Annotated in this window: 14 protein-coding genes and 4 tRNA genes; 12 read left to right on the top strand and 6 right to left on the bottom strand. The window is 37.5% G+C overall.

Going from position 1 to position 12,934, the window contains the following annotated elements:
- Positions 1 to 51: 51 nt before the first annotated feature.
- The 4 genes from E0E02_RS09215 to E0E02_RS09200 all read left to right on the top strand — a co-directional run bounded on the left by E0E02_RS09215 (position 52) and on the right by E0E02_RS09200 (position 389).
- Positions 52 to 124 (top strand) — tRNA-Val (locus tag E0E02_RS09215).
- 6 nt (positions 125 to 130) lie between these two features.
- Positions 131 to 201 (top strand) — tRNA-Gly (locus E0E02_RS09210).
- Between the two features lie 31 nt (positions 202 to 232).
- Positions 233 to 306 (top strand) — tRNA-Ile (locus tag E0E02_RS09205).
- Between the two features lie 11 nt (positions 307 to 317).
- A tRNA-Glu gene (locus E0E02_RS09200) sits at positions 318 to 389 on the top strand.
- Between the two features lie 52 nt (positions 390 to 441).
- Here the strand turns inward: E0E02_RS09200 and E0E02_RS09195 are convergent.
- From E0E02_RS09195 to recX, 3 genes are all read right to left on the bottom strand, one after another.
- Positions 442 to 753 carry a DUF960 domain-containing protein gene (locus tag E0E02_RS09195; RefSeq protein WP_074559386.1) on the bottom strand — a complete coding sequence of 104 codons (312 nt, stop codon included), beginning with the start codon at positions 751 to 753 and terminating at the stop codon, positions 442 to 444.
- Between the two features lie 53 nt (positions 754 to 806).
- Entirely contained in the window at positions 807 to 1,340 is a 534-nt protein-coding gene (locus E0E02_RS09190; RefSeq protein ID WP_006531621.1) for a DUF402 domain-containing protein, read from the bottom strand.
- Between the two features lie 85 nt (positions 1,341 to 1,425).
- Complete coding sequence (gene recX / locus E0E02_RS09185) at positions 1,426 to 2,202, bottom strand: recombination regulator RecX (RefSeq protein WP_133018434.1); 777 nt, start codon at positions 2,200 to 2,202, stop codon at positions 1,426 to 1,428.
- 56 nt (positions 2,203 to 2,258) lie between these two features.
- On the opposite strand from recX, the gene E0E02_RS09180 reads away from it, so the two are divergent.
- From E0E02_RS09180 to E0E02_RS09170, 3 genes are all read left to right on the top strand, one after another.
- Positions 2,259 to 3,161, top strand: coding sequence for a hypothetical protein (locus tag E0E02_RS09180; protein WP_133018433.1), 903 nt, complete (start codon positions 2,259 to 2,261; stop codon positions 3,159 to 3,161).
- Positions 3,161 to 4,513, top strand: a complete 1,353-nt coding sequence (rlmD, locus tag E0E02_RS09175; protein WP_133018432.1) for a 23S rRNA (uracil(1939)-C(5))-methyltransferase RlmD — start codon at positions 3,161 to 3,163, stop codon at positions 4,511 to 4,513. The genes E0E02_RS09180 and rlmD overlap by 1 nt, the downstream gene beginning before the upstream one ends.
- A 136-nt stretch (positions 4,514 to 4,649) precedes the next feature.
- Positions 4,650 to 5,222, top strand: a complete 573-nt coding sequence (locus E0E02_RS09170; protein ID WP_133018435.1) for a GNAT family N-acetyltransferase — start codon at positions 4,650 to 4,652, stop codon at positions 5,220 to 5,222.
- 25 nt (positions 5,223 to 5,247) lie between these two features.
- Here E0E02_RS09170 and pnuC read toward each other — a convergent pair whose 3' ends face one another.
- From pnuC to E0E02_RS09155, 3 genes are all read right to left on the bottom strand, one after another.
- Positions 5,248 to 5,982: a nicotinamide riboside transporter PnuC gene (gene pnuC, locus E0E02_RS09165; RefSeq protein WP_133018431.1), complete on the bottom strand. Its 735-nt coding sequence runs from the start codon at positions 5,980 to 5,982 to the stop codon at positions 5,248 to 5,250.
- Between the two features lie 6 nt (positions 5,983 to 5,988).
- On the bottom strand, positions 5,989 to 6,627 hold the full coding sequence (locus E0E02_RS09160; protein WP_133018430.1) for a deoxynucleoside kinase: 639 nt from the start codon (positions 6,625 to 6,627) through the stop codon (positions 5,989 to 5,991).
- A gap of 395 nt (positions 6,628 to 7,022) precedes the next feature.
- Positions 7,023 to 7,790: a nucleoside phosphorylase gene (locus E0E02_RS09155; RefSeq protein WP_133018429.1), complete on the bottom strand. Its 768-nt coding sequence runs from the start codon at positions 7,788 to 7,790 to the stop codon at positions 7,023 to 7,025.
- Between the two features lie 247 nt (positions 7,791 to 8,037).
- On the opposite strand from E0E02_RS09155, the gene E0E02_RS09150 reads away from it, so the two are divergent.
- From E0E02_RS09150 to E0E02_RS09130, 5 genes are all read left to right on the top strand, one after another.
- Positions 8,038 to 8,292, top strand: a complete 255-nt coding sequence (locus E0E02_RS09150) for a DUF1912 family protein (protein ID WP_004230643.1) — start codon at positions 8,038 to 8,040, stop codon at positions 8,290 to 8,292.
- Between the two features lies 1 nt (position 8,293).
- On the top strand, positions 8,294 to 8,611 hold the full coding sequence (locus E0E02_RS09145) for a helix-hairpin-helix domain-containing protein (protein ID WP_074559400.1): 318 nt from the start codon (positions 8,294 to 8,296) through the stop codon (positions 8,609 to 8,611).
- A gap of 250 nt (positions 8,612 to 8,861) precedes the next feature.
- Complete coding sequence (locus tag E0E02_RS09140; RefSeq protein WP_133018428.1) at positions 8,862 to 9,464, top strand: GNAT family protein; 603 nt, start codon at positions 8,862 to 8,864, stop codon at positions 9,462 to 9,464.
- Between the two features lie 34 nt (positions 9,465 to 9,498).
- Positions 9,499 to 12,150, top strand: a complete 2,652-nt coding sequence (locus E0E02_RS09135; RefSeq protein ID WP_074629816.1) for a valine--tRNA ligase — start codon at positions 9,499 to 9,501, stop codon at positions 12,148 to 12,150.
- A gap of 192 nt (positions 12,151 to 12,342) precedes the next feature.
- A partial coding sequence (locus E0E02_RS09130) for a hypothetical protein (protein WP_206282028.1) occupies positions 12,343 to 12,934 on the top strand: 592 nt, incomplete at its 3' end.

The following is a 12,934-nucleotide window of genomic DNA, read 5'->3' as shown; positions in this document are numbered from 1 at the left end:
TGATGTAGTTGGGGGTTGCCCCCTGTTAGATATGGTAGTCGCTTAGCAAAAGGGAGTTTAGCTCAGCTGGGAGAGCATCTGCCTTACAAGCAGAGGGTCAGCGGTTCGATCCCGTTAACTCCCATTATATGCGGGTGTAGTTTAGTGGTAAAACTACAGCCTTCCAAGCTGTTGTCGCGAGTTCGATTCTCGTCACCCGCTTTATTAAATTTGGCTCACCCAAGTTTTACTTGGGCGCATAGCTCAGCTGGTTAGAGCGCACGCCTGATAAGCGTGAGGTCGGTGGTTCGAGTCCACTTGTGCCCATTTATTAATATGGTCCGTTGGTCAAGGGGTTAAGACACCGCCTTTTCACGGCGGTAACACGGGTTCGAATCCCGTACGGACTATTATATTTATTTTTGTTTAAAAGGTTTAAAAAGAAGGCGAAAGCCTTCTTTTTTAGTCTAGTTCATGTGGTAATAAAAGTGTTTCTGTTCCTGATTGATCAATCAGATAGACAATATTTGGAAAGAATGGGTCATACGGGTAATTATAGTCAAAAGCAATAGCTGTTTTCTGTTTTTGATTTTGGTAGCAAATCGTTAATTTTCCTTTTTTCTCAGTTAAACGAAAGCTGATGATTGACTCTAGTGGGATAACACCTTTTAGGTAGTTATCTAAGATATCCCAGAAGGTATCAATGATTTCATGTGGAAGGCTTGTTGCTACGCCAAAACTGGCGTATCTTTCTTTACTGATTTCAAATGCCATATAAATCTTCCTTTCTTCAGCGTAAAAGCACCCCTATCGGAGTGCTCGCAACTTTAACGATTCTTAAGTTCAAGATAACGTTTGTACCAAATATTAATATAGGCTTCTGAGAATGGTCCTTTTCCATTGTTGATCCAGTCAACAAGGATTTTGACATTCTCTTTTAAAATAAAATCAATGTCTGGAGAATAGCCCATTTCTGCTTTGTGTATTTCGTACTCGTCGACGTCAAGTAGCCTTTTTTCACCGTCTGCAAAGACTTTGACATCCAAGTCGTAATCGATATACTTAAGAGCTTCTTCATCCATGACGTATGGACTAGCAAGATTGCAGTAGTATGAAACACCGTTATCTCTTATCATCGCAATGATATTAAACCAGTATTTTTTATGGAAATAAACAATGGCTGGTTCTCGCGTAACCCAACGTCTCCCATCACTTTCTGTTACTAGTGTGTGATCGTTAACTCCTATAACAGCATTGTCTGTTGTTTTTAGTACCATAGTGTCGCGCCATGTTCGGTGCAAACTACCATCATGCTTATAACTTTGAATTGTAATAAAGTCGCCTTCCTTAGGTAATTTCATGCCTTACCAACTTTCTACAATTAAACTTATCTGTTATAGTTTATCATAATTTTCTGAAAAAGGACACTTAGAAATGCAATTTATTTCACAAATAATCTCTAAGTGCGCTCTTAATATCATCATATGAAAAGCCTTTTCGAGCGAGAGCTTGCGTTAATCGTTGATTTAGTTCATATCCTTCGTATTTTTTACTAAATTTTCGATATTGTTTATCAAGTTCTTTATTTAAAAGTTCGAATTCTTGTTCTTCATCTTTTTCGATATCAAGTGTTTCAAAGGCATCTTTTGCTTCTGTGTATGAGAAACCTTTGTTCATCATATTTTGGATGATTTTATCTTTAAGTGTTTTTGTTGAGAGCTTGTTTTGATATTTACGTAAAAGTTTTTGAGCTGTTTTTTCAGCTAGGTCTGAAAAGTCTAATTCAGCTAATTTTTGGTCAATGAGTTGAGCATCAACTCCTTTTTGAAGTAATTTTTGTTTTAAAACGTAGCCACCTTTGTCTCCTGATGATAGATTTTGAGATAAATAGGTTTCTACATATTGAGAGTCGTTAATCCAGTTTTCTGTTTTGAGGTTTTCAATGATTTCTGGGATATATTGGCTATCAATTTCATGCTTTTCCAAGTATTTTTTTACTTCATCTGCGGTACGTTGCTTGAAAGAAATTTGGTAAAGTGCCAAGTTTTTACCGTATGAAAATTGAGCATATCTTTGAATATCTTTTAAGGTTGTTTCGTCAATTTCCATATTTTTACTTAACATAAAGTGAACAATAGTGTCTTCTGTTACGTAAAGTTTATCTTTTTCGTCAATTTCTAAAAGATATAGCCTTTTTTTCTTTTCGATTTTAGTGATTTTCATACATTCATTATAACAAAAATGTTAAAATAGTAGTGATTAAAGTGTAGGGAGGTGATATGGTGAAAGGTAGTAAAATCGTTGATTTAGATGAATACCGCATGCTTAAGTCTTTAAGTGATGACCTTGAAGAGTTTCCGTTTGATGATGACTTTTTAGAAGATGAAGAAGATGAGCTAGACTCTGAAAATTGGAATTTATTTGAGGATTTAACAGAGCTTAGAAAGCGTGTTGATTATTATGAAGAGCTTCATGAGAAGGGTGAAATATCTGAGAAAGATTATTATTTTTCAAAGGTTAATCTTGGTATGCTTTATAAGCAAAATGGACTTTATCAGAGAGCTCTTGAGCAATTTGAAGCGGTTTATGAGCTGGATTCATCGGATTTGTTTGCTTGTCGTCATGAGATAATGGCATTGTATATTTTGACGTCACAATATGATAAGGCTTTGGTATTCTTTAAGAAGCAGTCTGATATTGGACATGATATTTTACTAGAAATCCCTTTGTTAGTTGGGGCTATTTTAGATGGTCATGATGAGATGGCACACTATTTGATTGAAGTTTTGAATGCTGATGTTAAGGATTTTGCTATTTTTTGTCAATCACCCGAGCTTTTGATGGATGATATTATGTCTGTCGGCGCAGCTGGCATTCATCGTCCAGATAGTTTAGAAGCGGTCTATGTAGGACTTTATCGTATTTTACCTTTACTGATGACTGCTGGAAATTATGTGCAAGCTTATTTGAATGATTATTTTTCAGAGCACAAGGCAGGTCAGGCAGAAGTTGAATCGTTAGCCTTTTTATCAGAATACCAAATTGAAATCTTGCTGGCGCATGATATTTATGATTTGCAGGATTTTCAAGTTTGGACAGAAGCAGATATTTTAGCTTTACCTCAGTTTGGTAAGGCAACTTTAGAAAAATTGAAAGAAGTAGGAGTTATATTTAGTCACTAATGAATTTGAAAGTAAAACAAAGAATTCCTTTGAAAATCAAGCGCATGGGAATTAATGGTGAAGGAATTGGATTTTATAAGAAGACTTTAGTCTTTGTTCCAGGTGCTTTGAAGGGGGAAGATATTTTTTGTCAGATTACGGCGGTTAAGCGTAATTTTGCTCAGGCAAGACTTTTGACAATCAATAAGAAATCTAAGTTTCGTGTGGAACCGAAATGTCCCATTTATCAAAAATGCGGTGGCTGTCAGATTATGCACCTACGTTATGATAAGCAGTTAGAGTTTAAGGATGATTTGATTGGTCAAACTTTGAAAAAATTCAAACCTGCTGGTTATGAAAATTATGAAATTAGGCACACACTTGGAATGGGAGTACCGTATCATTACCGTGCCAAATTACAGTTCCAAACACGTTCTTTTAAAGGAAATGTTAAGGCGGGACTTTTTGAAGAAGGCAGTCACCGCTTGGTCGATATCAAGGATTGTTTTGTTCAAGATGAATTAACGCAAGCTATTATTAATCGTGTGGCAGAATTGCTAGAAAAACATCATATTCCAATTTATGATGAGCGCAAGGTAGCTGGTATTCGAACAGTAATGATTCGTAAAGCAAAAGCTACTGGACAAGTTCAGATTATCTTTATTACTAGTCGAGATGTCTTTTTAGCACCGCTTATTAAGCAATTAACGGCTGAATTTGAAGCTATTAAGGGAATTGCTGTCAACTTTAACCGTTCAAAATCAAGTGAGATTTACGGCGGAAAAACAGAGGTTATCTGGGGCGATGCTGATATTTCAGAAGAGGTTTTGGATTATCATTTCAGTCTTTCGCCTCGTGCTTTTTATCAGTTGAATCCTGAGCAAACACAGGTCTTGTATAGTCAGGCTGTGGCTGCGCTTGATGTGACAGAAGATGACCATGTTATCGATGCTTATTGTGGTGTCGGAACAATTGGTTTTGCTTTTGCAGGTAAAGTTAAGAGTGTTCGTGGGATGGATATCATTCCTGAAGCTATCGAGGATGCTAAGAAAAATGCACAGCGTATGGGCTTTGATAATACTTATTACGAAGCTGGTCGCGCAGAAGATATTATTCCTAAGTGGTACAAGGAAGGCTATCGGGCGGATGCTTTGATTGTTGACCCACCTCGTACGGGACTTGATGATAAACTCTTGGATACTATTTTGAAATATCAACCTGCTAAAATGGTTTATGTGTCATGTAATACGGCGACTTTAGCTCGTGATTTGGTTAAATTAAGTAAAGTTTACGATGTTCATTACATTCAGTCGGTGGATATGTTTCCGCATACAGCAAGAACTGAAGCAGTTGTTAAGTTAGTCAAGAAATAAGAAAATGATGAAACGTAAGGGGCTCCTTGCGTTTTTTAATAATCGTGAATTTGACAAGTGGTGTTATGTTTATTTTGACACTGGGCTACTTTATCGTTATACTAAATTATTGATTATTTTTGGAGGACTTGTGAGAATGGCCATTACGATTCGTTTGGCAAGTTTAGATGATGCAAAAGCTCTGCTTGATATTTATCGTTATTATGTTGAAGAAACAGCTATTACTTTTGAATATGATGTGCCGACTTTAGAGGAATTTACGGGCCGTATGCGCTCAATCATGGCTTTTTATCCTTATCTTGTGGCAGAAGAAGATGGCAAGATTCTAGGTTATGCTTATGCTTCTAAATTCCATCCTAGAGCTGCTTATGCCTGGTCAGCAGAAGCGACAGTTTATCTGGATAAAGCTGCGCGTGGTAAGGGTGTTGGACGTCAGATTTATGGCAAATTAGAGGATTATTTAACCCAAATGGGTATCCTTAATCTTAATGCTTGTATTGCGTCAACTGATGTTGAAGATGCTTATCTGACAAATGGAAGTGAGAAGTTCCATCGTGCTCTCGGGTATCAATTGGTGGGAAAATTTCATGATTCGGGTTATAAATTCAACCGATGGTATGACATGATTTGGATGGAAAAAATGTTGGGTAAGCATGGAGCAGATGTTGCACCGGTCAAATCAATTCATGAGATTATAAAAAAACTCTGAGACGTAGTCTCAGAGTTTTCTATTTTTATTCAGCAACAGCTTCTTGAGCAAGACTTTCTTGTCCTTGACTCTTCTTCCAGATAATAATACCTACGAAACCTTGTGCCACCATACCTAGGTAACTAAAGGCAACGATTGGGTTTCCGATAGATAGGTAAAGGATAAAGCTTAGCAAATCAACAACTAGCCAAATGTAGTAGCCATCAAGGTGTCCTTTTACTTGACGTTGTTGGGCAGTAAAGGAAAGCCCATTTGTGATGGCATCTAGGACGATTTTTTGTCCGCCCATCCAATAAGAAATAAATCCTAAGCCAAATGTCCAGAAGAAGACAGCGATAAGCACGTCTTTTAGACTGAATTTTTTATCAACGACTAACTCACCGTCGTCATTGCGGCGTTTTTTCCAGTTATAGTGTCCGATAAATTCGGTTGCAAGGTAGTAGCAACTTTTGAACATTTCACCGTAAACACCTTGAATACCAGCGACTAAGATACCAGCAACATTTTGAACACCATTTGCTTTAAAGGTGTGTTGCCATTGAATCGCTAGTGTCCATGTCCCAATAAAACCAAAGATCGACATGATAATTGAGAGGACATGTAAGATGTTAAGGTCTCCTGAAAAGAGTGTCGGAATCATCCCGTATAGGGTAAATCCGAGAGAGACTAAGAAGGCAAAGATTACGAAAATCTTTTCTTTTAAGTCAAAACGATTCCAAGCGTTGTTAAATGATTCTTTAAGTGAAAGTTCTTTTTTCAAAAAATGTTAATCTCCAATTCCAATTGATTTCATTTCTTGACGGATCATTTTGTACACTTTATCCCAGTCCTCAGCTTTTGTAACATCGAGGTTGTCAGTGTTAATTTTCATTTTTGGACTGTATTGGTAATCTTCATACCATTTTGTGTAGTGCTTGTGAAGGAGTTTGTAGTAATCTGTTAGACCATTTTCGTCATCTGGTTGTTCAAAATCACGTCCACGTTTTTTGATGTTGTTCATGATGTGGTCAAAACTACCTTCGAGGTAGATTAGCAAATCAGGAGCTTTTTTAGGAAGTCCGTCAATTTCCTCCATCATGTTGTCTAGCAATTCCAAGTAGATATTATATTCTTGATCGCTGATGCTTCCTTGAAGGGTATTAATGTAAGTAAATAAAGCATCTTCGTAGATTGAGCGGTCTAAGACATTGTTGTCTGCTTCGTAAGCTTCTTTGATTGATTTGAAGCGTTTGTTCAAGAAGTAAATTTGTAAAGCAAACCCGTATTTTTCTGGGTCTTCATAGTATTTATCTAAAATTGGGTTATTGTCAACAGGTTCAAAGAATGCTGTTGTGCCAAGTTCTTTGGCTAAGAGAGAAGTGTAGGTAGTTTTTCCGACTCCTATCATTCCTGCTAGAATAATCACGATGGTAATGCACCTCCAGTATGCTAATTCTGTAGTATTTGTTTAAAAATGTAATGTGTAAAATGTATTTTGATAGCAAAACTATCTGTCTAGAGTAAGGTTAGTAAATGTATGTTTGGTGAGTTATTATGGTTTGGAAATAGGTGAAACAAGTCCTCCTTTCCCAGTAGAGTATCTATATGTGACAAAGTCAAGGCCTTGTATTTGTCATAATAAATGATTTAAGCACAATATCTTGTGCCCGGATAAAATAGTAGCACTATATTTTGTGTTTGACAAGAGCAAAAACTCAATTATTTTTGACTAAAAAGTCAAAGATGGCTAAAAATCAGGCTTTTAGCGTAAGCAAAAAATTTTTAAAAACTCTCAGCTAAAAAAGCTGAGAGTTTTTGAGCTTATTTGAAGACTTGGGTGGCAAAGTGTAAGGCGATACTAGCGATGCGGTCTTTTCTTTCAAGGTCAGCGTCATTTGCAAGGCTACGCGGGTCCCATTCTTCAGCGTCAAGGTTGTCGGCAGAATAGAAAAACTGAAAATGATTAATCTGTCTAAAATTAGCCAGTGCGACAATAGCAGAGCATTCCATGTCAACAGCGATAGCACCTTGTGCCTTTCTAGCTAGCATTTTACTTTGTGTTTCACGGTAAATACCATCTGTCGACCAGACTTTGCCTTCAGTATAAGAGATGTTTTGATGACTAAGAAAGTTTTTAAACTGTTCACGATAAGTGGGATTAAGAGCAATTTCATTAGTAGCAGGAGCATAGTGATAGCTTGTTCCTTCGTCGCGAATAGCAGAGCTTGGAATGATAATTGAGGTTTCTTTAATGCTATTATCAAGGACGCCACAAGTTCCAAAGACAAGGAGATTTTCTGCTCCCATGGCAATGATATCTTCTAAGACGGCAACGCAGCTACTTGCCCCAACGTAGGAGTTAAAAAAGCCGATTTTTTCTCCTTGAAAGTCAAGCTCATAAATTGGAATTTCGAGATTAGCCATACTTGTTTTAGCAATCTGACGATGAGGAACTTCGGCTAAAATTCTAGCAAAGGTTGCTCTTGCAAAGCAGGTCACAACTGTTTTTGGAAATTGAGGAAGACTTGCCACGATATCGCTGGGATTGATGATGGCTCTTTTTTCTGGGTCAAATTGCGATAGAATCATAATGCATCTCCTTTATAAAGTTTGTCGAAATATTTTTAATATTCTACTTTAAATAGTAGAAAAAGACAAGTTTATGTGAGAAAAAAGCTGAATGACTCGTTTTTAGCCTCATCTGAACTTATTTTCAGAAAAATTTCTAAAAAAGGAAGGGGATTCATGGAAATCATGTTACAAATCCTTTACAAGGCTCTCATTTTTTCAAGGTTTGTGTTATAATATGACCTAGGAAATCAGACGAGAGGTATTTATGACTTACGAACAAGAATTTTTAAAAGAATTTGAAGCTTGGGTTGATTCACAAATTACAGTTAATGAAATGGCAATGGAAGCCAGCCGTAAGATTGTGGAAGAAGATAAGGATGAACGTGCTGCTGATGCTTACATCCGTTACGAAAGCAAACTTGATGCTTACCGTTATATCCAAGGCAAATTTGCTAATTATAAAGCCGGCAAAGGTTTCCACGAATTACCAGATAATCTTTTAGGGGAGAGAAATTACTAAAATGGCAAAGAAAAAGAATCGAAAAAAAGAGTACTTATTGAAATTAAAACGTGCAGGTATCATCAAAACAGCTGCAACTTCAACTGTTAAGGCTGCTGCTAACGTTGTTTCAAAAGCAACTCTTAGTTTGGAAGAATTTTCAGCGATTTCTGCCGTAGAAGGCATTCGACCAAAACTTGTTGAAACACTTTACAATGAAGGAATTAAATCAGTATCTGATTTCCAAAATTACACAGAAAAAGAAGTTTTGGCCTTTAAAGGAATTGGTCCAGCAACAGTTAACAAACTTAAAGAAAATGGCGTAGCTTTCAAAGCTTAATCCATTTGCGTTAGCTGACCAAATCTGTTAAAATAAAAACATTCAGAGGTGTCTTGAAGACCATTTGTTACAGAAAGCGGTGGCGCTGAGAAATCCGCACAAATGTCGAGGCTGGTTGCTGAAGGTTGTAACTGAATAACAAAGTTGCGAGTGCTAGTCACTCGAATGTGGGTGGTACCGCGGATTTATAAAAGTTCGTCCCTGTCGAAAGACTGGGGCGATTTTTTTATCCTAGAGTGGAGGAATTGCCATGATTAAGATACTAGGTCAGATAAACGACAATAAACTTCCTGAGGTAGAGACAGAACGTCTTTACTTGCGTCAGCGTTTAGTATCAGACGCTAAAGATATTTTTGATTATGCCAGTTTGCCAGAAGTGACTTGGCCAGCTGGTTTTCCGCCTGTTAAGAATGTGGCAGAAGAGGAGAATTACTTAGATAATATTATGCCTAAACGTTGGAGTGAACAGAAGATTCCAGCTGGATATGGTATTTGTCCCAAAGGCTCTAATAGAGTTATCGGCTCGGTTGATTTCAATCACCGCCATGCTGATGATGTTTTTGAAATGGGTTATCTTCTTCATCCAGATTATTGGGGACAAGGTATTATGTCAGAAGCTGCGCATGCGCTTTTAGAAGTTGGTTTTAATCTGGTAGGCCTCCATAAAATCGAAATTGAGTGTTATAGTTACAACAAAGCTAGCCAGCGTATTGCTGAAAAGCTTGGTTTCACTTTAGAATCACGTATCCGTGACCGTAAAGACGCACAAGGAAAACGTTGCGATTTACTGCGTTACGGATTGTTAAAAAGTGAGTGGGAGAGGCTGTCAGCAGCACCTGATAAATTGAATTGATTGACTTATTGAAAAAATGTAGAAAGGACACATTATGTCAAAAGAACTTTCACCAAAATATAACCCAGCTGAAGTTGAAGCTGGGCGTTATCAAAAATGGTTAGATGAGGATGTTTTCAAGCCTTCAGGCGATAAGAAAGCACATCCGTATTCAATCGTTATTCCACCACCAAACGTTACAGGTAAACTTCACCTTGGTCACGCTTGGGATACAACTTTGCAAGATATTATTATCCGTCAAAAACGTATGCAAGGTTTTGATACTTTGTGGTTACCAGGTATGGACCACGCTGGTATCGCAACACAAGCAAAAGTTGAAGCACGTCTTGCTGAAGATGGTATTTCACGTTACGACCTTGGTCGTGAAAAATTCCTTGATAAAGTTTGGGAATGGAAAGATGAATACGCATCAACAATCAAACAACAATGGGGTAAAATGGGTATCTCTGTAGATTACTCACGTGAACGTTTCACCCTTGACGAAGGTTTGTCAAAAGCAGTTCGTAAAGTCTTTGTTCAACTTTACAAAAAAGGTTGGATTTACCGTGGTGAATTTATCATCAACTGGGATCCAAAAGCTCGTACAGCTCTTTCTGATATCGAAGTTATCCACAAAGATGTCGAAGGTGCATTCTACCACATGAACTACATGTTGGAAGATGGTTCACGTAGCCTTGAAGTGGCAACAACTCGTCCTGAAACAATGTTTGGTGACGTTGCCGTTGCGGTTAACCCAAATGACGACCGTTACAAAGATTTGATTGGTAAAAATGTTATCCTTCCAATCGTTAACAAGGCTATTCCAATCGTTGGTGATGAACACGCTGACCCAGAATTCGGTACTGGTGTGGTTAAAATCACTCCTGCACATGACCCTAACGACTTCCTAGTTGGTCAACGTCACAACTTGCCACAAATCAACGTTATGAACGACGATGGTACAATGAACGAACTTGCTGGTGAATTTGCTGGTATGGATCGTTTTGAAGCACGTAAAGCTGTCGTTAAAAAATTGGAAGAAATCGGTGCGCTTGTTGAAATCGAAAAAATGGTTCACAGCGTTGGTCACTCAGAACGTACTGGTGTGCCAGTTGAACCACGTTTGTCAACACAATGGTTCGTTAAAATGGACCAATTGGCTAAAAATGCCATTGCTAACCAAGACACTGATGACGAAGTGAAATTCTACCCACCACGTTTCAACGATACTTTCCTTCAATGGATGGAAAATGTTCACGACTGGGTTATTTCTCGTCAATTATGGTGGGGTCACCAAATCCCAGCATGGTATAATGCTGAAGGTGAAATGTACGTCGGTGAAGAAGCTCCAGAAGGTGACGGATGGACTCAAGACGAAGACGTTCTTGATACTTGGTTCAGTTCAGCGCTATGGCCATTCTCAACAATGGGTTGGCCTGACACAGAAGCAGAAGACTTCAAACGCTACTTCCCAACTTCAACATTGGTAACTGGTTACGATATCATCTTCTTCTGGGTATCACGTATGATTTTCCAATCATTGGAATTCACAGGACGTCGTCCATTTGAAAACGTGCTTATCCACGGTCTTATCCGTGACGAACAAGGACGTAAAATGTCTAAATCACTTGGTAACGGTATTGACCCAATGGACGTTATCGAAAAATACGGTGCTGACGCCCTTCGTTGGTTCTTGTCAAATGGTTCTGCACCAGGTCAAGACGTTCGTTTCTCTTACGAAAAAATGGATGCTGCTTGGAACTTCATTAACAAAATCTGGAACATTTCTCGTTACATTTTGATGAACAATGAAGATCTTACACTTGAACAAGCTAGCGCTAACGTTGAAAAAGTTGCCGCTGGAACAGCTGGTAACGTTACTGACCGTTGGATCCTTCACAACTTGAATGAAACAATCGCTAAAGTCACTGAAAACTTTGATAAATTTGAATTTGGTGTTGCTGGTCACATTCTTTACAACTTCATCTGGGATGAATTTGCTGACTGGTACGTTGAGTTGACTAAAGAAGTTCTTTATAGCGACAATGAAGACGAAAAAGTTATCACTCGTTCAGTTCTTCTTTACACACTTGATAAAATCCTTCGTTTGCTTCACCCAATCATGCCATTCGTAACTGAAGAAATCTTTGAACAAATTTCTGAAGGTTCAATTGTAACAGCTGAATACCCAACTGTTAACCCAGCATTTGAAAATGAAGCTGCGCACAAAGGTGTTGAAAGTCTTAAAGACCTTATCCGTGCCGTTCGTAACGCACGTAGCGAAGTGAACGTTGCACCAAGCAAACCAATCACACTTCTTGTTAAGACAAGCGACAAAGAATTGGAAGACTTCTTTAACAGCAATGTGAACTACATCAAACGTTTCACAAACCCTGAAAAACTTGAAATTTCTTCTGATATCGAAGCTCCAGAATTGGCAATGTCTAGCGTTATCACTGGTGCTGAAATCTTCTTGCCACTTGCTGACCTTCTTAACGTTGAAGAAGAATTGGCACGTCTTGACAAAGAACTTGCTAAATGGCAAAAAGAATTGGATATGGTTGCACGCAAACTTGGTAACGAAAAATTCGTTGCTAACGCTAAACCAGAAGTTGTCCAAAAAGAACGTGACAAACAAGTTGACTATCAAGCTAAATACGACGCAACAGTCGCTCGTATTGAAGACATGAAAAAATTGGTGAAATAAGTTAAGTTTTCTACAAGGATTCGTTAAGATTGCCTTAAGTAAGGAAATCTATACTATAAATAATCCTAGTTAACTTTCTTTTTCATAGATACCTACTTTTCAAAGAGTATCACAATCAAACACACCCCACTTCAACTAACAGTTGAAGTGGGGTTTTGGTATAATATAAATAAAAAATAAAGAGGTGAAACTATGCCCTATGAATCAGGTGGGAGAGCAGATAAACTAGGTAATAGATACGAATTCAATTGGATTGTTTTAAAAATAATTGATATTGTCGCTGAAGAAATTGATGCAATTAAAATTGAACCAATTGGTGAAGAAGAACATGGAGTTGATATATGGATAAGATATAAAGATGGAAAAAAAGAGGCACAGCAATGTAAAGGGCGTAATGGGAGCAAAGAGTATTGGACATTATCTGATTTAAATCAAAAAGGAATTCTAAAAAATTGGAAAGAGCATTTAGAAAGGGATAGCACAAATACTGTTTCATTGGTTAGCCCTCTTCCATTTACTAATTTATCTGATTTAATATATAGAGCACAGACAAACGATGATAATCAGTCTTTTATTAAATTTCAGGTTGAAAATTCATCTGAAATGAAAAAATTATTGAGTAATTATGTTCAATATTTAGAATTATCTGTTGAAGAAGATATTGCTAAAATAATTGATTTTTTAATTAGAACAAAAATTAGATCAGAACCTTATCCTGAAGATGAAAAATTTATAGAAGATAAGATTAGACAATATTTTATCGGAGACGCTAGTGGTATAAAAT

The organism is Streptococcus sp. KCJ4932 (genome assembly GCF_004352745.1).
In the GTDB taxonomy this organism is placed as follows: Bacteria; Bacillota; Bacilli; order Lactobacillales; family Streptococcaceae; genus Streptococcus; species Streptococcus ruminicola.
The sequence above is the reverse complement of the archived record's forward strand: the minus strand, read 5'-3'. Positions and strand labels throughout refer to the sequence as shown.

What these genes read in the sequence shown, in the direction of transcription:
- E0E02_RS09195 (WP_074559386.1), bottom strand. Translation starts at nt 753, where the DNA reads ATGGCATTTGAAATCAGTAAAGAAAGATACGCCAGTTTTGGCGTAGCA.
- E0E02_RS09190 (WP_006531621.1), bottom strand. Translation starts at nt 1,340, where the DNA reads ATGAAATTACCTAAGGAAGGCGACTTTATTACAATTCAAAGTTATAAG.
- recX (WP_133018434.1), bottom strand. Translation starts at nt 2,202, where the DNA reads ATGAAAATCACTAAAATCGAAAAGAAAAAAAGGCTATATCTTTTAGAA.
- E0E02_RS09180 (WP_133018433.1), top strand. Translation starts at nt 2,259, where the DNA reads ATGGTGAAAGGTAGTAAAATCGTTGATTTAGATGAATACCGCATGCTT.
- rlmD (WP_133018432.1), top strand. Translation starts at nt 3,161, where the DNA reads ATGAATTTGAAAGTAAAACAAAGAATTCCTTTGAAAATCAAGCGCATG.
- E0E02_RS09170 (WP_133018435.1), top strand. Translation starts at nt 4,650, where the DNA reads ATGGCCATTACGATTCGTTTGGCAAGTTTAGATGATGCAAAAGCTCTG.
- E0E02_RS09155 (WP_133018429.1), bottom strand. Translation starts at nt 7,790, where the DNA reads ATGATTCTATCGCAATTTGACCCAGAAAAAAGAGCCATCATCAATCCC.
- E0E02_RS09150 (WP_004230643.1), top strand. Translation starts at nt 8,038, where the DNA reads ATGACTTACGAACAAGAATTTTTAAAAGAATTTGAAGCTTGGGTTGAT.
- E0E02_RS09145 (WP_074559400.1), top strand. Translation starts at nt 8,294, where the DNA reads ATGGCAAAGAAAAAGAATCGAAAAAAAGAGTACTTATTGAAATTAAAA.
- E0E02_RS09140 (WP_133018428.1), top strand. Translation starts at nt 8,862, where the DNA reads ATGATTAAGATACTAGGTCAGATAAACGACAATAAACTTCCTGAGGTA.
- E0E02_RS09135 (WP_074629816.1), top strand. Translation starts at nt 9,499, where the DNA reads ATGTCAAAAGAACTTTCACCAAAATATAACCCAGCTGAAGTTGAAGCT.